The following is a 20,494-nucleotide window of genomic DNA, read 5'->3' as shown; positions in this document are numbered from 1 at the left end:
CTCAGCCCTTGAGCTGCTCGTACGCCGGGAGCGTCAGGAAGTCGGCGTAGTCCTCGTCGAGGGAGACCTTCAGCAGCAGGTCGTGGGCCTGCTGCCAGTTTCCGGCCGCGAAGGCCTCCTCGCCGATCTCGGCGTGGATGGCCGCCAGCTCCTCGGCGGCGACCTTGCGGGCCAGCTCGGCGGTGACCTGCTCGCCGTTGTCGAGGACCACGCCCGCGTTGATCCACTGCCAGATCTGCGAGCGGGAGATCTCGGCGGTGGCCGCGTCCTCCATCAGGTTGAAGATCGCCACCGCGCCCAGGCCGCGCAGCCAGGCCTCGATGTAGCGGATGCCGACCTGCACGGCGTTCACCAGGCCGGCGTAGGTCGGCTTGGCGTCGAGGGAGTCGATGGCGATCAGGTCCTCCGCCTTGACCTCGACGTCCTCGCGCAGCCGGTCCTTCTGGTTGGGCTTGTCGCCGAGCACCCTGTCGAAGGACTCCATGGCGATCGGGACCAGGTCGGGGTGGGCGACCCAGGAGCCGTCGAAGCCGTCGTTCGCCTCACGGTCCTTGTCGGCCCGGACCTTCTCGAAGGCGACCTTGTTGACCTCGGCGTCCTTGCGGGACGGGATGAACGCCGCCATGCCGCCGATCGCGTGCGCGCCGCGCTTGTGGCAGGTGCGGACCAGCAACTCCGTGTACGCGCGCATGAACGGGGCCGTCATCGTCACCGCGTTGCGGTCCGGGAGGACAAACTTCGGGCCGCCGTCGCGGAAGTTCTTCACGATGGAGAAGAGGTAGTCCCAGCGGCCCGCGTTCAACCCGGAGGCGTGGTCGCGGAGTTCGTAGAGGATCTCCTCCATCTCGTACGCCGCCGTGATCGTCTCGATCAGGACGGTGGCCCGGATGGTGCCCTGCGGGATGCCGACGTAGTCCTGCGCGAAGACGAACACCTCGTTCCAGAGGCGGGCCTCCAGGTGCGACTCCGTCTTCGGCAGGTAGAAGTACGGGCCCTTGCCGAGGTCCAGCAGGCGCTGGGCGTTGTGGAAGAAGTACAGGCCGAAGTCGACCAGGGCGCCCGGGACCTGGGTGCCGCTCGCGCCCACGAGGTGACGCTCGTTCAGGTGCCAGCCGCGCGGGCGCATGACGACGGTCGCCAGCTCCTCGTCGGCCTTGAGCGCGTACGACTTGCCGGACCTGGGGTCCGTGAAGTCGATGTTCCGGGTGTAGGCGTCGATCAGGTTGAGCTGGCCGAGGACGACGTTCTCCCACGTGGGGGCGGAGGCGTCCTCGAAGTCCGCGAGCCAGACCTTCGCGCCCGAGTTGAGGGCGTTGATGGTCATCTTGCGGTCGGTGGGGCCGGTGATCTCGACCCGGCGGTCGTTCAGCGCGGCCGGGGCGGGCGCCACGCGCCACGTGGGGTCCTCGCGGATCTGTGCGGTCTCCGGGAGGAAGTCGAGGGTGGAGGTGCGGGCGATCTCGGCGCGGCGTTCCGCGCGGCGGGCGAGGAGTTCGTCACGCCGGGGCGTGAACCGGCGGTGCAGCTCGGCCACGAAGGCGAGCGCCGCGTCGGTGAGGACCTCCTCCTGCCGGGGCAGGGGCTCGGCGTCGACGATGGCCAGCGGAGACGGCGCTGGTGCGGACATGAGCTGTCACTTCCTTCAGCGGTGGCACCGGGTGCCAGGAGGCACGAATGGGGTGTATCGCACCCGCTGTGCGGTCGGGTGCTTCTGGTCAGTGGATATTAGTTTTCTCATCGTGGAACTTCAATGGTTTGTTGATGTCGAGATTCTCTGAGTCGAGGCAAGGTGGCGCTGGGTGCCACCCCGTTCACTCAAGGTGCTTCAGGTCGGCCGCCGTGTCGATGTCGTACGGCCGCGCCACGTCACCGCACTCCACGAGACGGATTCCGGACGCGTGCTCCTTCAGGTACGCGCGTGCCCCTCGGTCGCCGGTCGCAGTCGCCGTGATGTCCGCCCAGTGCGCGGCGCCGAAGAGCACGGGATGGCCGCGTACGCCGTCGTAGGCGGCCGAGACCAGCGAGGACTCGTCCGTGTAGGCGGCCAGGACGCGAGCGACCGCCTCGGGTCCGATCCCGGGCTGGTCGACGAGCGACACCAGTGCGGCCCGGGCCCCCGTGCCGGCGAGTGAGTCCAGCCCGGCGCGCAGCGAGGAGCCCATGCCCTGCTCCCACTCCGGGTTCTCCACCAGCACACAGCCGGACAGTTCCGCCCGCTCCCGTACGGCGTCGGCGTGCGCCCCCAGGACCACGTGCACGCGGGCGCATCCGCCCGCGCGCAGCACCGCGACGGCGTGTTCGACCAGCGGGCGGCCCCGGTGTTCGAGCAGCGCCTTGGGTCGGCCGCCGAGCCGGCGTCCGCCGCCCGCGGCGAGCAACAGGGCGGCGACCGGGCGTTCGTTCTTGTCCGTCATGGGTCCTGCATACCTGACCCTGCACGGGCCGGACGGTGTCCATGGACTGAATTTCGGTCCTCGCGGTGGCGGATCCGCACCCGGTGGCGTTTACTGGCCCGCGTCCCCCGGCGCACGACCGGCATCACGGGGGCGCATGGGGGAGCAGGGCGTGACTGTGCACAACGGCGTGCCGGGCCTGCACGGAGGGGGGAGAGCTGTGTTGCGGAGCTTGGGGCAGAGGCCAGTGACCGGCAGCGACGAGGACCCGAGGGTGGCGGAACTGCGGACCGCCGTGTCCCGGCTGCGCCGTGAACTCGCCGCGCATCCCGTGGAGTTCCCCGACCGTGCCGTCGCCGAGGACGAACTCGCGGCGCTCGCCGCGATGACCGCCGACGGCACGCCCGAGGTCCCGCGACTGCGCCGGTCCCTGCTGCTGATCGCCGGGGCGATCGGGTCGGTGAGCGCCCTGTCGCGGGGGCTGTCGGACGTACGGAACGCGGTGGACCTGTTCGGCGAGCCGCCGGTGCGAGGCTAGGGCCTGTCGTTTGGATCATGTCGGCGTCGCGGGGTCTGGCACGCGCTCCCCCAGAGGGGGTACCCCAGCCGTGTTGTCGTCGGTCGCCGACTCCCCCACGCTCGAACGAGCTCGCGCGGGGACACCCCCATCGCCCCCGCTCGGGTCAGCCGAAAGGCGCAGTCTCTCTCAGCCGGCCTGATCCAAACGACAGGCCCTGGTCGCGGTCTGCGAGGTAGCGGGCGGCCGGCCTCCGGCCGATCCGCGTCCCCTCCCGACGCCGCCCGCGCCCATGCGTCTTTCGTGCAACGGCACGCGCCGATCGTGCAGAAGTTGACCCGCGCGTAACCCGCACACTCGGTGGCCAGGCACAACGGCGATGAGGCCGACCCACGGAGGCGATGGACCATGCGGACGTTCGTGCACACTTCCCATCCGGCACGGGTGCTCTTCGGCTCCGGCACTGTCGGCGACCTCGCCGACGAGGTGCGACGGCTCGGCGGCTCCCGGGTGCTGCTGCTCTCCAGCCCGCCGCTCGCGGAGGCGTCCGCGCGGGTCCGGGACGCCCTCGGCGCCCTGGTGGCGGCGGAGTTCGACGGCGCCACCATGCACACGCCGACCGGGGTGACGGAAGCGGCGCTCGTCGTACTGAAGGAGGCGGGCGCCGACTGCCTCGTGTCCGTCGGCGGCGGCTCGACCACGGGCCTGTCCAAGGCGCTCGCGCTGCGCACGGACCTGCCCCAGGTGGTCGTACCGACCACGTACGCCGGATCCGAGGTGACCCCCGTGCTCGGGGAGACGCGGGACGGACACAAGGTCACCCGGTCCTCGGCCGCGATCCTGCCCGAGACAGTCGTCTACGACGTCGACTTCACGCTCTCCCTGCCCCTGCCGATGTCGATCACCAGCGGCGTGAACGCCATGGCACACGCCGTGGAGGCGCTGTACTCCGCAGACGCCGACCCGGTCACCGACCGCCGGACCCTCGACGCGATCACCCTCATCGGGCGGGCGCTGCCCCGGCTGGCCGCCGACCCCGCCGACCGGGAGGCGCGGGCCGACCTGCTGCAGGCCGCCTGGCTCGCCGGTGCCTGCCTGGCCACGGTGGGCATGGGCCTGCACCACAAGCTCTGCCACACCCTGGGCGGCAGCTTCGGCCTGCCCCACGCCGAGACGCACACCGTGATCCTGCCGCACGCGATGGCCTACAACGCGCCCGCCGCCCCCGACGCCATGCGCCGCATCGCCCGGGCGCTGGACGTGCCCGACGCTCCGAGCGGCGTGTACGACCTGATCGCCGCGCTTGGCGGGCCGACCTCGCTGCGCGGTCTGGGCATGCCCGAGCCGGAGCTGGGCCGCGCGGCCGAGCTGGCCGTGGCGACGCCGTACCCGAACCCCCGGGAACTGACCGCCCAAGGCATCGAGGGCCTGCTGGCCGACGCCTGGCACGGCCGCCGTCCCCGGAGCCCGGAGCCCGCCGCCACCGACTCCTCGCCGGCCCGGCTCACCGAGAAGGTGGTGGCGAGCTTCGCGCATGCGCCCGACGCCCGGGTCCGCGCGCTGCTCACCGGTCTCGTACGGCATCTGCACTCCTTCGTGGCCGAGCAGGACGTCACCGAGGCGGAATGGCAGTACGCGATCGACTTCCTCACCCGGACGGGACAGCTGTGCGGCCCGACCCGGCAGGAGTTCGTGCTGCTCTCGGACGTGCTGGGCGTCTCCAGCGCCGTGGATCTGCTGACCAACTCCCGTACCCCGGACACCACCCCGTCCGCCGTCCTCGGCCCCTTCTACGTGGAGGGACCGCCCGAGGCCGCGCACGGCAGCGACATCTCCGGCGGCCTGCCCGGTACACCGCTGTGGGTCGACGTACGCGTCACCGACACGGCCGGGGTGCCGGTCGAGGACGCGGTCGTCGACGTATGGCAGTCCAACAAGGACGGCTTCTACGACGTTCAGCTGCCGGAGCTGGACGGGCCCGTCCTGCGGGCCCGGCTGCGCAGCGACGCCGAGGGGGCGGCTCACGTTCTGGTCGATCCTGCCCTCGGAGTACCCGATCCCTGAGGACGGCCCCGTGGGACAGATGCTCTCCGCGGTCGGCCGTCATCCCTACCGGGCGCCGCACCTGCACTTCATGATCGACGCTCCCGGCCATCGCCGGCTCGTCACGCAGCTGTTCGTGGCCGGCGGTTCGTACCTCGACAGCGACACGGTATTCGGCGTGAAGGACCAGCTCATCGTCGACTTCGTCGCGCAGGCCGGTCCCACCCCGGACGGCCGGAGCGTCGACGGGGAGTGGCGCCGTCTGGACCACTCCTTCCGCATCGCCCCCGTGACCGACTGAACGAGGAGAAGACTTTCATGACCCGCACGGACAGCTACGACACCGATGTCCTCGTTGTCGGCAGCGGCCCCGCCGGTGGCTCGGCCGCCCTGTTGCTGGCCACCTACGGCATCCGCACCCTCCTCGTCACCAAGTACGGCTGGCTCGCCAACACCCCGCGAGCGCACATCACCAATCAGCGCACGATGGAGGTGCTGCGCGACCTGGGCGTCGAAGCCGAGGCGCTGGCGCACGGCAGCCCGTCCCACATCATGGGGGACACGGTGCTGTGCACCGCGCTCAAGGGCGAGGAGATCGGCCGGATCCGCAGCTGGGGCACGGGGCCCGGCTCCCTGACCGAGTACACGTCGGCCAGCCCGTGCCAGATGATCGACCTGCCGCAGACCTACCTCGAGCCGATTCTCACCACCAACGCGGCGGCCCGCGGCGCCAAGATCCGCTTCGACACCGAGTTCCTGAGCCTCACGCAGGACGAGGACGGCGTCACGGCCCTGCTGCGCGACCGGGTCCGCGGTGACGAGTTCACCGTACGGGCCCGCTATCTGATCGGCGCCGACGGCGGACGCAGCACCGTCGCCGAGCAGATCGGCCTCCCCATGGACGGGCGCATGGGCAAGGCCGGCAGCATGAACATCGTCTTCAAGGCCGACCTCGCCCAGTACTGCGCCCACCGTCCCAGCGTCCTGTACTGGGTGCTGCGGCCGGGCGCGGCGACCGGCGGCATCGGCATGGGCCTGGTCCGCATGGTCCGGCCGTGGAACGAGTGGCTGCTGGTGTGGGGTTACGACATCGAGCAGCCGCCGCCCTCGGTCGACGAGGAGGAGGCCCGCCGGATCGTACGCGACCTCATCGGCGACCCGGACCTGCCCGTGGAGATCACGTCCACCTCCCTGTGGACCGTCAACCACACCTACGCTTCGGCCTATTCGTCCGGGCGGGTGTTCTGCATGGGCGACGCGGTGCACCGCCACCCGCCGTCCAACGGGCTCGGCTCCAACACCTCGGTCCAGGACGCGTACAACCTGGCCTGGAAGCTCGCCATGGTGATCCGCGGCGAGGCCGGACCGGTACTGCTGGACAGCTACTCGGCCGAACGCGCCCCCGTGGGACGGCAGATCGTCGAACGCGCGAACCTCAGCCGGGACCAGTTCGGACCGGTCTTCGAGACGCTGGGCGTCGGTGCCGACAGCGACGAGCGGGCCATCGCCGAGGGGATCGCGGCACTGCGGGCCGGTACCGCCGAGGGCGCCAAGCGGCGCCGGCTGCTGGAGGACGCGATCCAGCTCAAGAACTACGAGTTCAACGCGCACGGTGTCGAGATGAACCAGCGCTACGTCTCCGGCGCGGTCCTCGCCGACGACTGTCCCGCCGAGGAGTGGGAGAACGACCCGGAGCTGGTGGCTCGTCCGACGACCCGGCCGGGTGCCAAGCTGCCCCACGCGTGGCTCGTGGACAGCAACGGCGAGCGGGTGTCCACCCTCGACGTCGTCGGCAAGGGCGAGTTCACCGTGCTGACGGGGCTCTCGGGCGGGGTGTGGGACGCGGCGGTGGCCTCCTGCCGCGACGAGCTCGGCATATCCCTGCGATCGGTGCGCGTCGGCGACGACGACTGCCGTGACGCCTACGGCGAGTGGAACAGGGTGCGCGAGGCAGCCGAGGACGGGGTGCTGCTGGTGCGCCCGGACGGCTACGTGGCCTGGCGCCGCGACACCGCACCCGAAACCGCGCCGGAAGCGCGCGACGAGCTGCTCGGCGCCCTGCGCCGGGTCCTGGGGCGGTGACCATGGACAAGCAGGTGGCCACGGCCGCGCAGGCCCTGGCGGACGTCACGGACGGACGGTCCTTCGCCGTCGGCGGATTCGGACTGAGCGGTGTGCCGGAGGTCCTCATCGGCGCGCTGTACGAGTCCGGCGCGACAGATCTCACCGTCGTGTCGAACAACTGCGGCGTCGACGGGCGCGGTCTCGGCGTGTTGCTGGCGGCGGGCCGTATCAGCCGGGTCACCGGCTCCTACATCGGTGACAACAAGGAGTTCGCCCGCCAGTACCTCGCAGGTGAGCTGGAGGTCGAGCTGATTCCCCAGGGCACGCTCGCCGAGCGGCTGCGGGCAGGCGGCAGTGGCATTCCCGCGTTCTTCACACCGGCCGGTGTCGGCACCCCGGTGGCGGAGGGCGGCCTGCCGCGGCGCTACGCCGCCGACGGCTCGGTCGCCGTGGCCTCGCCGCCCAAGGAGACACGCGTGTTCAACGGTGTGGAGCACGTCCTGGAGCACGCCGTCACCACGGACTACGCCCTCGTCCGGGCCGCCCGCGGCGAGCGGCACGGCAACCTCGTCTTCCACCGGGCGGCGCGCAACTTCAACCCACTCGCCGCCATGGCCGGCCGCATCACCGTGGCCGAGGTGGAGGAGCTGGTCGAGCCGGGTGAACTCGACCCCGACGAGGTGCACCTGCCGGGCGTGTTCGTCCAGCGGGTCGTGGCACTGACCCAGCAGCAGGCGGCCGACAAGGGCATCGAGAAGAGGACGGTACGCGAGCGATGAGCTGGAGCAGACAGGAGATGGCGGCACGAGCCGCACGCGAACTGCGTGACGGTGACTACGTCAACCTCGGCATCGGGCTGCCCACGCTGGTGGCGGACTTCCTGCCGGCGGGCGTGGACGTCGTCCTGCACTCCGAGAACGGCCTGCTCGGTGTCGGACCGTACCCGGCACCGGACGAGGTCGACGCCGACCTCATCAACGCGGGCAAGGAGACGGTGACGGTACGGGCGGGGGCGTCGTTCTTCGACTCCGCGCTGTCCTTCGGCATGATCCGCGGCGGCCACATCGACACCGCCGTCCTCGGTGCGCTGCAGGTCTCGGCACGCGGCGACCTGGCCAACTGGGCCGTCCCAGGAAAGATGATCAAGGGCATGGGCGGCGCCATGGACCTCGTGCACGGCGTGGGACGGGTCGTCGTGCTGATGGAGCACACCGCCAAGGACGGCAGCTCCAAGATCGTCCAGGAGTGCACGCTTCCGCTGACCGGACGGGCCTGCGTCGATCGCGTCATCACCGACCTGTGCGTGCTCGACGTCACCCCGCGGGGACTCGCACTCGTCGAGACAGCGCCGGGCGTGACGGCAGAACAGGTCGTCGCGGCCACGCCCGTGTCTCTCATCGTGAGGAGCCCCCAATGATCGAACAACCGCGGGACGTGTACGTCGTCGACGCCGTGCGCACCCCCTTCGGCCGTTACGGCGGCGCGCTGTCCGGCGTACGCCCGGACGACCTGGCCGCCGGCGTGCTGCGCGCCCTCGTGGAGCGCAGCCCCGGCCTCGACCCGGCCCGCATCGACGACGTGCTGCTCGGCAACGCCAACGGAGCCGGGGAGGACAACCGGAACGTGGCGCGTATGGCCGTCCTGCTGGCCGGGCTACCCGTGGGCGTGCCCGGCGCCACGGTCAACCGGCTCTGCGGTTCCGGCATGGAGGCCGTCGTCCAGGCGGCCCGCGCCATCGCCCTCGGCGACGCCTCCGTCGCCATCGCCGGCGGCGTGGAGTCCATGAGCCGCGCCCCGTGGGTGCTGCCGAAACCGGACCGGGCCTTCCCGGCGAAGGATCAGCAGCTCCACTCCACCACCCTGGGGTGGCGGATGGTCAATCCGAAGATGCCGGGGGAGTGGACGATCCCCCTCGGTGAGAGTGCGGAGCTGGTGGGCGCCAAGTACGGCGTGACGCGCGCGGAGCAGGACGCCTTCGCCCTGGCCAGCCACCGCAACGCCGCGGCCGCCTGGCGTGACGGCCTCTACAACGGCGAGGTCGTCGCCGTCGACGGCGTGGACCTTCCGCGCGACGAGAACATCCGCGACACCACCTCCCTCGAGGCCCTGGCGAAGCTGAAACCGGCGTTCCTGCCCGACGGCACCATCACGGCCGGCAACGCCTCACCGCTGAACGACGGAGCGTCCGCGCTGCTGCTCGCCGACGAGGAGGGGCTCGCGGCGATCGGCCGCGAACCGCTGGCCCGGGTGCGGGCGCCGGCGGTCACGAGCATCGAGCCGCAGTACTTCGGGCTGGGTCCGGTGGACGCCATCCGCAAGGTCCTGACCAAGGCCGGGGTCGATGCGGCCGACCTGCGCACAATCGAGCTCAACGAGGCCTACGCCGCCCAGGTGCTGGCCTGTCTGGCGGCGCTCCCGGAGCTCGACCGGTCCATCGTCAATCCGCGCGGTGGCGCCATCGCCATCGGACATCCGCTGGGCGCCTCCGGTGCGCGCGTCGCGGGCGCGGTCGCCCACCAGCTGGCCGCGGCCGGCACGGGCACGGGCCTGGCGGCACTCTGCATCGGAGTGGGACAGGCGCTGGCGCTGGTGCTGGAACGCTGACCGGGGGAGGGCGGTGGTGCGGGAACGTCGGCCGGGGGAGGGCGGTGGTGCGGGAACGTCGGCCGGGGAGGGGCGACGTCGCCCTCTCAGCCGTCGCGGCGCACGACGGCCGGGGTGGTGCCCAGGCGGGCGCGCATCACCCTGGTCAGGTGCTCCTGATGCGAGAACCCGCACTCGACGGCCACCTGCCCGATCGGCGCGGACCCGGTGCGCAGCAGCCGGCACGCGTGTTCCAGGCGCAGGCCGAGCAGGTACTGGTGCGGGGACTGGCCCGTGCTCGCGCGGAACTGGCGCGTGAACTGACTGACACTGAGCGAGGCGGCAGCGGCCAGGTCCGCGATCGGCAGCGGCTCGGCCAGCCGCTCCCCGATGAGTTCCCGCACGGCGGCCAGCTGCCGGGCGGAGAGCCCGGAGCGGACAGGCGCCGGCCCGGCGGGGCGGGCCGCGTGCCGCCGGGCGAGCTGCGCGGCGAGCATGCCGGTCAGGTGGTCCACGTACGTGCGCGCCGACGGCTCCCAGCGGCGCACCGCGACGTCCAACGCGATCATGAGCTGTTCGGCGAGCGGATCGGTGGCACCCAGTTCTTCGGACAGCTCGACGGGCCGTCCCTCGTTGGCCTCGCGCAGCGCCTGATCCGTGAGGTAGGCGTGCACGGTGTCCAGGGGGCCGCCCAGCTCGACGCTGAGTTCCCGGCCTACCGGCTGCAGGAACAGGCCACCGGCCGGGACGGTCCTCGACCGCGCCGTGGTGCCCTCACCCGGCGCACGGTGACCGGTCCGCTGAGGTGCAGGATGAGCAGATGGGTGGATGCGGGGTCGAACGTCGCCCGGTAGGACTGCTCCTTCTGAGCGGAGAGGTAGAGGTGCTCCCATCCGAGCCCCGCGCTCGTGTACCTGGGCCGCACGCCGGGCATGCGCAGGATCCCCACTGTGTCGCTGAGTCCGAGCTCTGCCACGGTGCGACCTCCTCGGGCACCATCAAGCTAGTTGAATGCTCAATCATGGCGACTCGGGTGGGATCGTGGCGCGGGCGCGCGGCCGCGGCGCTGAGAGTACGGCCACCGGCCGTGCCGTCCCTTCGGCGGCGTCAGGCGGGGTTCTGGCTGACCAGTGCCTCGGACAGCTCCGTAGCCACCTGCTGGAGCACCGGCACGATGCGGTCCGTCGCCGCCTCCGTCACCCGGCCCGCCGGGCCCGAGATGGAGATCGCGGCGGCGGTGGGGGAGTCGGGCACCGAAACCGCCAGGCAGCGGACGCCGATCTCCTGCTCGTTGTCGTCGAGGGCGTAGCCGAGCCGGCGGACGTCGTCGAGCGCCGCGAGGAAGCCCTCCGGCGTGGTGATCGTCTTCTCCGTCGCGGCGGGCATGCCGGTGCGGGCCAGCAGCGAGCGCACCTCCTCGTCCGGGAAGCCGGCGAGCAGCGCCTTGCCCACGCCCGTGGAGTGCGGCAGGACACGCCGGCCCACCTCGGTGAACATGCGCATGGAGTGCTTGGACGGCACCTGGGCGACGTAAACGATTTCGTCCCCGTCGAGCAGCGCCATGTTGGCTGTCTCGCCCGTCTCCTCGACCAGTCGGGCGAGGTAGGGGCGGGCCCAGGTGCCGAGCAGGCGGGAGGCGGACTCGCCGAGCCGGATCAGACGGGGGCCGAGCGCGTAGCGCCGGTTGGGCTGCTGGCGGACGTACCCGCACGCGACCAGGGTGCGCATCAGCCGGTGGATGGTCGGCAGCGGCAGCCCGCTGCTCGCCGAGAGCTCGCTCAGGCCGACCTCACCGCCCGCGTCCGCCATCCGCTCCAGCAGGTCGAAGGCGCGCTCAAGGGACTGGACGCCGCCGCCGTTGGCGGACTTGGCGGCATCGGTGGTGCTGGCGCTGGACGTCGGCACGGCGCGTTCCTTTCGAGGCTGACAGGAGGCAGAAGCGTACCCGGCAGCCGGTTGACTCCCCGCTTGTGCGTAGCTACGTTCTGCTTGCTGGAATTGTAATTCCGCTTTGTGGAAACGTCCAGAGTGGGCGCCGTGGGTGCACTGTGGAGAAGTGTGCCCCTTGACGGTGCGCGGGCGGGAGTGAAGACTCCTTCAACAGAACGTTGAATTCCGTTACGCGGAAGTAAATCCCGTTTCCCGGATGTCTCGGGAGCCGGGACGGCGGCTAGGAGAGGGGTCCGGGTGTCCGACGCTGAACTGGTGCTGCGCTCGACGCGCGTCATCACGCCCGAGGGGACGCACCCCGCGTCCGTCGCGGTCGCCGACGGAAAGATCGCCGCCGTACTGCCGTACGACGCCCCGGTCGAGGCCGCCCGGGTGGAGGACGTCGGCGACCACGTGCTGCTGCCCGGCCTCGTCGACACCCACGTGCATGTCAACGACCCCGGCCGCACCGAGTGGGAGGGCTTCTGGACCGCCACGCGCGCCGCGGCGGCCGGCGGCATCACCACCCTCGTCGACATGCCGCTCAACTCCCTGCCGCCGACCACGACGGTCGACCACCTCCGCACCAAGCAGCAGGTGGCCCGGGACAAGGCGCACATCGACGTCGGCTTCTGGGGCGGCGCGCTGCCCGACAACGTCAAGGACCTGCGCCCGCTGCACGACTCCGGGGTCTTCGGCTTCAAGGCGTTCCTGTCGCCGTCCGGCGTGGACGAGTTCCCGCACCTCGACCAGGAGCAGCTCGCCCGGTCCATGGCCGAGATCTCCTCCTTCGGCGGCCTGCTGATCGTGCACGCCGAGGACCCGCACCACCTGTCCGCCGCCCCGCAGCAGGGCGGCCCCAAGTACGCCCATTTCCTCGCCAGCCGTCCGCGCGACGCCGAGGACACCGCGATCGCCCACCTGATCGCCCAGGCGAAACGCCTCCACGCGCGCGTGCACGTACTGCACCTGTCCTCCAGCGACGCGCTGCCGCTGATCGCCGCCGCCCGCGCGGAGGGCGTGCGCGTCACCGTCGAGACGTGCCCGCACTACCTCACCCTGACCGCCGAGGAAGTCCCGGACGGCGCCAGCGAGTTCAAGTGCTGCCCGCCGATTCGCGAGGCCGCCAACCAGGACCTGCTGTGGCAGGCGCTGGCCGACGGCACCATCGACTGCGTGGTCACCGACCACTCCCCGTCGACCGCCGACCTCAAGACGAACGACTTCGCCACCGCCTGGGGCGGCATCTCCGGCCTCCAACTGAGCCTGCCGGCGGTCTGGACCGAGGCCCGCAAGCGCGGCCACACCCTGGAGGACGTCGTCCGCTGGATGTCCACGCGGACGGCCGAGCTCGTGGGGCTCGGCCAGAAGGGCGCCATCGAGGCAGGCCGGGACGCCGACTTCGCCGTCCTCGCGCCCGACGAGACCTTCACCGTGGACCCGGCCGCCCTCCAGCACCGCAACCGCGTCACGGCGTACGCCGGGCGCACCCTCAGCGGCGTTGTGAAGTCCACCTGGCTGCGTGGGCAGCGCATCGTGGCGGACGGCGAGTTCACCGATCCGAAGGGGCGACTGCTCACCCGTACCCCCTGAATCCCGACGTCTGAAAGGCAGAACTGATCACCGTGACGGCGATACCGAGTTTCACCGGCGACGCGAGCCCCTACGGAGGCGGCGACCCGTACGCGGACTACCGCACCGCCGACTTCCCCTTCACCCAGTACGCCAACCTCGCCGACCGCCGGCTCGGCGCGGGTGTCATCGCCGCCAACGACGAGTTCTTCGCCCAGCGCGAGAACCTGCTGGTGCCCGAGCGCGCCGAGTTCGACCCCGAGCACTTCGGGCACAAGGGCAAGATCATGGACGGCTGGGAGACTCGGCGCCGCCGGGGCGCGTCCGCCGAGCACCCATGGCCGACCGCCGAGGACCACGACTGGGCGCTGATCCGCCTCGGCGCGCCCGGTGTGATCCGCGGGATCGTGGTCGACACCGCCCACTTCCGCGGCAACTACCCGCAGTCCGTGTCCATCGAGGGCGCGTCGGTCCCCGGCTCCCCGTCCCCCGAGGAACTGCTGGCCGACGACGTTAAGTGGACGACGCTCGTCCCGCGCACACCGATCGGCGGCCACGCGGCGAACGGTTTCGCCGTCGCGGCCGAGCAGCGCTTCACGCACCTGCGGGTCAACCAGCACCCCGACGGCGGCATCGCGCGCCTGCGCGTGTACGGCGAGGTGGTACCGGACCCCGAGTGGCTTTCGGTGCTGGGCACCTTCGACGTGGTCGCCCTGGAGAACGGCGGTCAGGTCGAGGACGCCTCGAACCTCTTCTACTCACCGGCGACCAACACCATCCAGCCGGGCCGCTCCCGCAAGATGGACGACGGCTGGGAGACGCGCCGCCGCCGCGACCAGGGTCACGACTGGATCCGCTACCGCCTGGTGTCCCAGTCCCAGATCCGCGCGATCGAGATCGACACCGCGTACCTCAAGGGCAACAGCGCGGGCTGGGCGTCGGTGTCCGTGCGGGACGGCGAGGACGGCGACTGGACCGAGGCCCTGCCCCGAACCCGCCTCCAGCCCGACACCAACCACCGTTTCGTACTCCCGGCCCCCGCCGTCGGCACGCACGCGCGCGTGGACATCTTCCCGGACGGCGGCATCTCCCGCCTACGCCTGTTCGGGTCCCTGACGGAGGAGGGCAGGACACACCTGGCGGCCCGGCACCAGGAACTGGGCGGCTGACGCCCGTTCGGCTCGCGGGGCGCGCCGGCCCGGACAGCACCGGCGCGCCCCGCGTCGCTCATGCCGCGTGGCCGCCGTCGATCGAGAACTCGGCGCCGGTGACGTACGAGGTGGTCGCGAGGTGGGCGACCATGGACGCCACCTCCTCGGCCGTCCCGAACCGGCCCAGCGCGGTCATCGCCGCCTGACCGGCCGCGTACGGCCCGTCGGCCGGGTTCATGTCGGTGTCGATCGGCCCGGGATGGACGATGTTCGCCGTGATCCCGCGCCCGCCGAGCTCCCTGGCCAGCGCCTTGGTCAGCCCGATCAGCGCCGCCTTGCTGGTCGCGTACAGCGTCCCGCCGGGCCCCGGCACCCGCTGGGCCATACAGGATCCGATAGTGATGATCCGGCCCCCCTCCGTCATCCGCGCGGCCGCCGCCTGGGAGGCCAGGAACACGCCCCGGACGTTCACCGCAAGGACCCGGTCCACGTCGGCGAGCGACAGGCTTTCCAACGGCCCCAGCACCCCGACCCCCGCGTTGTTCACCAGCACGTCGAGCCCACCGAGCGCCTCCGCCGCACGCTCCACGGCCCCCGTCGCCTCGGCCGCGTCGCCACCGTCCGCCCGATGCGCCACCGCCCGGCGCCCCAGCGCCTCGACGGCCCGTACGACGTCCTGCGCCGCCTCCTTGCCGTTCACGTACGTCAGGGCCACGTCGGCGCCCTCCCGCGCCAGCCGCACCGCCGTCGCCGCACCGATCCCGCGGCTGCCGCCGGTCACCAGGGCCACTTTGCCGTCGAGGCTTGTCCTGTAAGCCTGAGAAGTTACATTCGTGGTCGCTTGAGAAGTCATACGCCCATTCCAGCGGCGACCCCACGAGAGTGCTGGCGGCGAACGGACACCGACGTGGCGCGCCAGGAACTCCCGGCCTCACCTCCCGCGTTCTCCCCACGTGACACTTCAGCAAGAGATCGTCGGCAACGCCATGCAGATGGCGGTCGTCACCCTGCGACCGGGCCAGACCGTGTACTGCGAGGCGGGAAAGTTCCTGTTCAAAACCGCGAACGTGACCATGGAGACCCGGCTGACCGGCCCGTCGGCCGGCGGCGCGACACAGGGCGGCGGATCCGGGCGCCGCCGCGGCGGGCATGGGCGGCCTGCTGCGCCAGGCCATGGGCACCGCCATGCAGGTCGGCCAGCGTGCGCTGGCGGGCGAGTCGCTGGCGTTCCAGTACTTCACCGCGCAGGGCGGCGAGGGCACCGTCGGCTTCGCGGGCGTCCTCCCTGGTGAGATGCGCGCCCTGGAACTCGACGGCAAGCGCGCGTGGTTCGCCGAGAAGGACGCCTTCGTGGCCGCCGAGTCCACCGTCGAGTTCGGCATCGCCTTCCAGGGCGGGCGGACCGGCATGAAGGGCGGCGAGGGCTTCATCCTGGAGAAGTTCACCGGGCGCGGCACGGTGATCATCGCGGGCGCAGGCAACTTCATCGACCTCAACCCGGCCGACTTCGGCGGCCGCATCGAGGTCGACACCGGCTGCGTGGTGGCCTTCGAGGAGGGCATCGAGTACGGCGTCCAGCGCGTCGGCGGCCTCAACCGCCAGGGCCTGATGAACGCCGTGTTCGGCGGCGAGGGCCTATCGCTGGCGACCCTGGAGGGCAACGGCAGCGTCATCCTGCAGTCGATGACCATCGAGGGCCTCGCCAACGCGCTGAAGAAGGCCCAGGGCGGCGACAAGCAGGGCCCCACGGGAGGACTGTTCTCAACGCACGCCGGCTGAGTTTTCGCGCGGGCCACCGATGAGTTGCGGGTGCCGATGGGGTCAGACCTGATGAAACCTGATGAACGCAGACCCCACCCCACACGGATCCAGGAAGAAGGCACCCCATGGGCAAGCTCGTTCTCAACAGCTTCGTCACCCTCGACGGCGTCTACCAGGCCCCGGGCGGCCCCCAGGAGGACACCCGCGACGGCTTCGAGCAGGGCGGCTGGGTCTTTCCCTACGCCGACGACGACTTCGGACAGTTCATCGACGAGGTCTTCCAGCAGGTAGGCGCGTTCCTCCTCGGCCGCCGTACGTACGAGATCTTCGCCGCGTACTGGCCGAAGGTGACCGACCCCGACAACCTGATCGCCTCCCGGCTGAACAGCATGCCGAAGTACGTCGCCTCCGCCTCCCTCACCGACCCCGAGTGGTCCGGCACGACCGTCATCAGCGACCTCGCCAAGGAGGTCACCGCCCTGAAGGAGAACACCGACGGCGAGCTCCAGGTGCACGGCAGCGGCGCGCTCGCCCAGTCCCTGCTCAACCTCGGCCTCGTCGACACCGTGCACCTGCTGACCTTCCCGGTCGTGCTCGGCGCCGGCCGCCGCCTGTTCACCGAAGGCATCGTCCCGACCGCCTTCCGGCACACCGGCGGCCGGATCACCTCGACGGGCGTGTCCATCCAGACGTACGACCTGGCCGGACGCCCCGAGTACGGCTCGTTCGACCTCCCCGAGAACGCATAGACGTCGCTCCCCCTCGGTTCACGTTCCCGTGTTCACGCGAACCTGTGTACGGGCTGTATCCGGAAGGGTAGGTTCTGTTCGCCACCCCCACATGATCGGGCAACGCCCGGTTGACCGGCCGCTCAGGAGGCGCGCCCGGGTCAGCCGGTGCGTCTACTACTGCCAGGAGTTCATGTGGTTGGTTCATCCCGAGGATCTCGCAGACGCCGCCTCGCCGCCGTCACATCGCTGGCCCTGTCCCTGTCGCTGCTGCCCGCCGCGGGTGCCGTCGCGGCGGACGGCCCCCTCGTCGCGGTCACGTCCGTCGGCGGTCAGCACGTCACCGCGGACGGCACGGTCAAGCAGCCGGTGAGCGGGACGGTCGACGTGGCCGGTACGGCACGCACCGGCGCCCCACCACCCGTGGAGACCTTGCCGTTGCACGCGGACGCGGGCGACAGCCCCTTCGTCGTCGCAGGCGACAAGGCCCCCCTCCTCGGCAGCGCCTACGGCGGCACCGCCCCCTACACCTGGTCCTGGACCACCGAGCACGGCAAGCTGACCGGCGCGGACTCGGCGAGCCCCGCCTTCGACACGACAGGGCTGGCTCCAGGGACGTACGAGATCCGGCTCACCGTCACCGATGCCGCGGGCGCCGGCACGAGCGACACCGTGAAGGCCGTCGTGGGCGAGCAGACGAGCAGCGAACTGCTCGACGAGACAAGGACCGACCCGACACCCGGTGTCTTCCCCGCCGAGCAGACCGTCGAGTTCCCCTTCGACGTGCCCTCCGGTGTGCGGTCCCTGGACGTCGCCCTGTCCTGGACGACGCCGGAGCAGGACTACGACCTGCGGGTCACCGACCCGACCGGGAAGGTCGTGGCGCGGTCGGAGTCGGCCGGGCACCCGGAGAAGACGTCCGTGGCCTCCCCGGCCGAGGGCACCTGGAAGGTCGTAGCCGTCAAATGGGCCACCGTCACGGCCGACGTGACGGCGCAGGTCGTCGCCCACGAGGTCTCCGCCGACCCGCGGCCCGAGGTGAAGGCCGGGGGCCCGTACAGGTTCGAGACGGGCACCGAGCAGCGGCTCGGCGGCACGGTCACCGGCGGCACGGACCCCGTGGCCGCGGCCTGGGACCTGGACGGCGACGGCCGCTTCGACGACGGCACGGGCAACACCGTCACCCCGGAACTGCCCGACGGCCGCCACCTCGTCACCCTCAAAGCCACCGACGCCCGGGGTCTGGAACGGCGCGAGACCACCTCCGTGCTCGTGGGTGACGCCGACCTGCTCGACGCGGCCCCACCGGTCACCGTCATCGGCATCGCCGACACCGGCATCAACCCGTACCACCTGGAGTTCTCCGCCCGCACCTACCCCGACCCGGACGTCCTGGCGTTGACGAAGAACTTCACCCGGCACCCCTCGGAGTACATCCCCGGCTACCCGGCCTCCGCCCCCGCGATCCCCGTCACCCTCGGCAAGGGCTATCTGCCCGACGAGGACAAGGACCTGTGGACCGGCGAGCAGGTGAAGGGCGGACAGCTCCACTGGATCCCGGGCACGAAGATCATCGGGGCGTACTCGTCGAGCGTCGACGGCGCCCGTCCGGTCCTCGACGACAACGGACACGGCACCGGCTCCGCCTCCGTCTCGGCCGGCAACCGCTACGGCTACTGTCCGAGCTGCCTGCTCGTCATGGTCGAGGGACTCGACGAGACCGTCGCCACCAAGTACCCCTGGGTGGACATCACTTCGCACTCCTTCGGGTACGTCGGAGGCGCCCCCGTCGGCCCCATCGTCAGCGGCGAGGAAGTCACCAAGGAGGCCGCCGAGCGCGGCCAGACCGTCCTGTTCGCCGCGGGCAACGGCGTCGGCAACGCCTTCGACGTGCCCGTCAGCACCTGGCACTCCGACCAGACCGGACCCGACTGGAACATCACCGTCGGCGCGCTGCGCCGCGACGACCAGCGGGCCGTCGTCGGCGACGGGATCCCCGTGCACCTCTCCTCCTGGGGCATCGGAAGCCTCCCCTCCGCCTGCCACACCGGTGTCCTGTGCCAGGACCAGTTCAGCGGCACCTCGGCCGCCACGCCGTACACAGCCGGTGTCTTCGGTACGACACTGCAGCGGGTGCGCGAGGCGATCGGCGACTCCCGGGCCGGGCAGAAGGGCGGCCAGGTCGTCGCCGAAGGCGCCGCGCTCGACGAGAGCGTGTACCTGAAGGACGGCAGGCTGACCCGGGGCGAGCTGCGCGAGGCCGTCCTGAAGAACGCCTTCCCGCTCGGCGAGGACAACCTGCCCTCCGCGAGCTGGCCACTGGCCTCCCCATACACGGCCGGCAACGTCCTCTTCGAGGGGTACGGCGCCGCCACGCCCGAGACCGCGCGCCGCGCCACGGACGTCCTGCTCGGCCGGGCCCTGCTGCCCGAACGCCCCGTGGAGGACGACTTCTTCGCCGCCGACCGGGCCGTCCGGGACAGCATCTGGGGCGGCTACGACCGGGACGGGGACGGAACCGAGGACCCCGCACCGCTGCCGAGCGGCGTATCGGCCGGTCTCGACGACGTCGCGACGCTCGACGGCACCCTGGGCGTCCTGCGCAGGGCCCTGGCCGCGGAGCAACAGGACCAGGACCAAAAGCCGTTCTCCGAGCAGGCGTTCAGCTACTACCTGCACCAGGGGCCGGACTGCTCCGGCGAGCGGACCATGGACCGTACCGACCGGGCGGGCGACGCGGACGGCTGCGCGGTCGGCGACACGCTGTCCTCCGCGGCGCCGTATCTGCCCACGGCCGCGCACCCGTCCACGGACTCCTTGAACGCGTCGCTCGCCGCGGGCTCGAAGGTACGGGCCGAGCTGTATGTGCGGACCCGGGCCCCGGCGGCCCTCGTCGGCCCGTCCGTCGTCCTGCTCGCCACCGACCGGGAGATCGGGCGCGGCAAGGCCACCACCCAGCCGGTCACCGGCTCCTGGGCGAAACTCACCATCGAGTTCGAGACCGTCGGGCACGCCTTCACCGAGGAGCAGCTGACCGTCCAACTGCTGTCCGACACCACGGCGCTGCTCGCAGTCGGCTACGAGGGGGACCACGCCACGAGGGTCACGGTCGACCCGGCCGCGCTACCGCCCTCCAGCCTCGACTTCGGCGCCACCATCGAGGCACCCGCGGACGGCGGCGAGGTCCGCGAGGGCGAGATCGTCGTGGCCGGCGGCCGGTTCTCGTTCCCCGACGTCGGCACCGACCCGGAAGGTGTGGGGGGCCGTCCGGAAACCCGCCGCGTTCAGGTGTCCGTCGACGACGACAGCTTCGCCTCCCCGATCTCCGCGAAGCTCGACGAGGCCACCGGCACCTGGCGTGCCGATGCCGGGCGCCTCGGCGTGGGCCAACACGTGCTGTACGCCCGTGCGGTGCGGGACGGCACGCCGTCGCAGGCCACGCGGACGAGTTTCCAGGTCGTCCCGGACGCCCGGGTCGAGTGGCAGGTCGTCGGCCGCAACGCTCCCGTGGACCCGGCCGCCTGGCGTCCCGCCGAGGGCCTGGCCGACTGGTCGTTCCGGCTGACCACGTCGTCGTACGGCGCAGGGCACCGCACGATCGTCGTACGTCTGGTGGAACGCGGCACCGAGACGGCACGCGAGAGCGTGCGGGTCCGCTTCCGCTGACGCGGCACCCGATGACGCGACGCCCCCGCCTCCCGCCGCGATTCGGCGGGAGGCGGGGGCGTCGCAGAGGGATGCCCGTTACGAGGT

The 20,494-nt window shown here is 71.6% G+C and carries 17 protein-coding genes and 1 pseudogene; 12 read left to right on the top strand and 6 right to left on the bottom strand.

All coding sequences use genetic code 11. The features are described 5' to 3' along the window. Nucleotide 1 precedes the first annotated feature (1 nt). Together aceB and SSP24_RS05820 are read right to left on the bottom strand one after the other, a co-directional pair. Entirely contained in the window at nt 2-1,627 is a 1,626-nt protein-coding gene (gene aceB, locus SSP24_RS05825; protein ID WP_141307681.1) for a malate synthase A, read from the bottom strand. A 184-nt stretch (nt 1,628-1,811) separates the two neighbouring features. Next, on the bottom strand, nt 1,812-2,414 hold the full coding sequence (locus SSP24_RS05820) for a nucleotidyltransferase family protein (RefSeq protein ID WP_141307680.1): 603 nt from the start codon (nt 2,412-2,414) through the stop codon (nt 1,812-1,814). A 226-nt stretch (nt 2,415-2,640) separates the two neighbouring features. On the opposite strand from SSP24_RS05820, the gene SSP24_RS05815 reads away from it, so the two are divergent. The 7 genes from SSP24_RS05815 (at nt 2,641) to SSP24_RS05790 (ending at nt 9,621) form a co-directional block, all read left to right on the top strand. Continuing rightward, nucleotides 2,641-2,931, top strand: coding sequence for a DUF5955 family protein (locus SSP24_RS05815; RefSeq protein WP_174864598.1), 291 nt, complete (start codon nt 2,641-2,643; stop codon nt 2,929-2,931). Between the two features lie 387 nt (nt 2,932-3,318). Further along, nucleotides 3,319-4,974: a maleylacetate reductase and hydroxyquinol 1,2-dioxygenase domain-containing protein gene (locus SSP24_RS05810; protein ID WP_244951787.1), complete on the top strand. Its 1,656-nt coding sequence runs from the start codon at nt 3,319-3,321 to the stop codon at nt 4,972-4,974. 19 nt (nt 4,975-4,993) lie between these two features. Further along, entirely contained in the window at nt 4,994-5,254 is a 261-nt protein-coding gene (locus tag SSP24_RS43885) for a dioxygenase family protein (RefSeq protein ID WP_373866235.1), read from the top strand. A gap of 17 nt (nt 5,255-5,271) precedes the next feature. Beyond that, complete coding sequence (locus SSP24_RS05805; RefSeq protein ID WP_141307678.1) at nt 5,272-7,035, top strand: FAD-dependent oxidoreductase; 1,764 nt, start codon at nt 5,272-5,274, stop codon at nt 7,033-7,035. Between the two features lie 2 nt (nt 7,036-7,037). Further along, the gene (locus tag SSP24_RS05800; protein WP_141307677.1) at nt 7,038-7,796 is read left to right on the top strand and encodes a CoA transferase subunit A; all 759 of its coding nucleotides are present in this window, start codon (nt 7,038-7,040) and stop codon (nt 7,794-7,796) included. Continuing rightward, nucleotides 7,793-8,434, top strand: a complete 642-nt coding sequence (locus SSP24_RS05795) for a CoA transferase subunit B (RefSeq protein ID WP_141307676.1) — start codon at nt 7,793-7,795, stop codon at nt 8,432-8,434. The genes SSP24_RS05800 and SSP24_RS05795 overlap by 4 nt, the downstream gene beginning before the upstream one ends. Further along, complete coding sequence (locus tag SSP24_RS05790) at nt 8,431-9,621, top strand: thiolase family protein (RefSeq protein ID WP_141307675.1); 1,191 nt, start codon at nt 8,431-8,433, stop codon at nt 9,619-9,621. Before SSP24_RS05795 ends, SSP24_RS05790 begins: the two co-directional genes overlap by 4 nt. Nucleotides 9,622-9,707: 86 nt before the next feature. On the opposite strand, the gene SSP24_RS05785 is transcribed toward SSP24_RS05790, so the two are convergent. From SSP24_RS05785 to SSP24_RS05780, 3 genes are all read right to left on the bottom strand, one after another. Further along, complete coding sequence (locus SSP24_RS05785) at nt 9,708-10,274, bottom strand: helix-turn-helix domain-containing protein (protein ID WP_229864757.1); 567 nt, start codon at nt 10,272-10,274, stop codon at nt 9,708-9,710. Between the two features lie 41 nt (nt 10,275-10,315). After that, nucleotides 10,316-10,576, bottom strand: a complete 261-nt coding sequence (locus tag SSP24_RS43880) for a hypothetical protein (RefSeq protein ID WP_229864758.1) — start codon at nt 10,574-10,576, stop codon at nt 10,316-10,318. A 131-nt stretch (nt 10,577-10,707) separates the two neighbouring features. Further along, nucleotides 10,708-11,505, bottom strand: coding sequence for an IclR family transcriptional regulator (locus tag SSP24_RS05780; protein ID WP_141307674.1), 798 nt, complete (start codon nt 11,503-11,505; stop codon nt 10,708-10,710). A 282-nt stretch (nt 11,506-11,787) separates the two neighbouring features. On the opposite strand from SSP24_RS05780, the gene allB reads away from it, so the two are divergent. Beyond that, nucleotides 11,788-13,122 (top strand): allantoinase AllB, encoded by a 1,335-nt coding sequence (gene allB, locus SSP24_RS05775; RefSeq protein WP_141307673.1) that lies wholly within the window; start codon nt 11,788-11,790, stop codon nt 13,120-13,122. 32 nt (nt 13,123-13,154) lie between these two features. Then, complete coding sequence (alc, locus tag SSP24_RS05770) at nt 13,155-14,270, top strand: allantoicase (RefSeq protein ID WP_141307672.1); 1,116 nt, start codon at nt 13,155-13,157, stop codon at nt 14,268-14,270. A 58-nt stretch (nt 14,271-14,328) separates the two neighbouring features. Here the strand turns inward: alc and SSP24_RS05765 are convergent, their stop codons facing one another. After that, complete coding sequence (locus SSP24_RS05765; protein WP_141307671.1) at nt 14,329-15,105, bottom strand: SDR family NAD(P)-dependent oxidoreductase; 777 nt, start codon at nt 15,103-15,105, stop codon at nt 14,329-14,331. Nucleotides 15,106-15,205: 100 nt separating this feature from the next. On the opposite strand from SSP24_RS05765, the pseudogene SSP24_RS05760 reads away from it, so the two are divergent. The 3 genes and pseudogenes from SSP24_RS05760 to SSP24_RS05750 all read left to right on the top strand — a co-directional run bounded on the left by SSP24_RS05760 (nt 15,206) and on the right by SSP24_RS05750 (nt 20,407). Then, nucleotides 15,206-16,031 (top strand): annotated as a pseudogene (locus SSP24_RS05760) (AIM24 family protein). Nucleotides 16,032-16,138: 107 nt separating this feature from the next. Continuing rightward, on the top strand, nt 16,139-16,762 hold the full coding sequence (locus SSP24_RS05755) for a dihydrofolate reductase family protein (protein ID WP_141307670.1): 624 nt from the start codon (nt 16,139-16,141) through the stop codon (nt 16,760-16,762). 174 nt (nt 16,763-16,936) lie between these two features. Beyond that, a complete protein-coding gene (locus tag SSP24_RS05750; protein WP_141307669.1) occupies nt 16,937-20,407 on the top strand; it encodes a S8 family serine peptidase in 3,471 nt (1,156 codons plus the stop codon). The last annotated feature ends 87 nt before the right edge of the window (nt 20,408-20,494 follow it).

This window comes from Streptomyces spinoverrucosus, from assembly GCF_006539505.1.
Taxonomy (GTDB): domain Bacteria; phylum Actinomycetota; class Actinomycetes; order Streptomycetales; family Streptomycetaceae; genus Streptomyces; species Streptomyces spinoverrucosus.
Note: the sequence above shows the minus strand (reverse complement) of the source record. Positions and strands in the feature narration are given on the sequence as shown.

Bases quoted from the DNA above. Each gene is read 5' to 3' on its own strand.
- aceB (WP_141307681.1), bottom strand. From the start codon at position 1,627: ATGTCCGCACCAGCGCCGTCTCCGCTGGCCATCGTCGACGCCGAGCCC.
- SSP24_RS05820 (WP_141307680.1), bottom strand. From the start codon at position 2,414: ATGACGGACAAGAACGAACGCCCGGTCGCCGCCCTGTTGCTCGCCGCG.
- SSP24_RS05810 (WP_244951787.1), top strand. From the start codon at position 3,319: ATGCGGACGTTCGTGCACACTTCCCATCCGGCACGGGTGCTCTTCGGC.
- SSP24_RS43885 (WP_373866235.1), top strand. From the start codon at position 4,994: ATGCTCTCCGCGGTCGGCCGTCATCCCTACCGGGCGCCGCACCTGCAC.
- SSP24_RS05805 (WP_141307678.1), top strand. From the start codon at position 5,272: ATGACCCGCACGGACAGCTACGACACCGATGTCCTCGTTGTCGGCAGC.
- SSP24_RS05800 (WP_141307677.1), top strand. From the start codon at position 7,038: ATGGACAAGCAGGTGGCCACGGCCGCGCAGGCCCTGGCGGACGTCACG.
- SSP24_RS05795 (WP_141307676.1), top strand. From the start codon at position 7,793: ATGAGCTGGAGCAGACAGGAGATGGCGGCACGAGCCGCACGCGAACTG.
- SSP24_RS05790 (WP_141307675.1), top strand. From the start codon at position 8,431: ATGATCGAACAACCGCGGGACGTGTACGTCGTCGACGCCGTGCGCACC.
- SSP24_RS05765 (WP_141307671.1), bottom strand. From the start codon at position 15,105: ATGACTTCTCAAGCGACCACGAATGTAACTTCTCAGGCTTACAGGACA.
- SSP24_RS05755 (WP_141307670.1), top strand. From the start codon at position 16,139: ATGGGCAAGCTCGTTCTCAACAGCTTCGTCACCCTCGACGGCGTCTAC.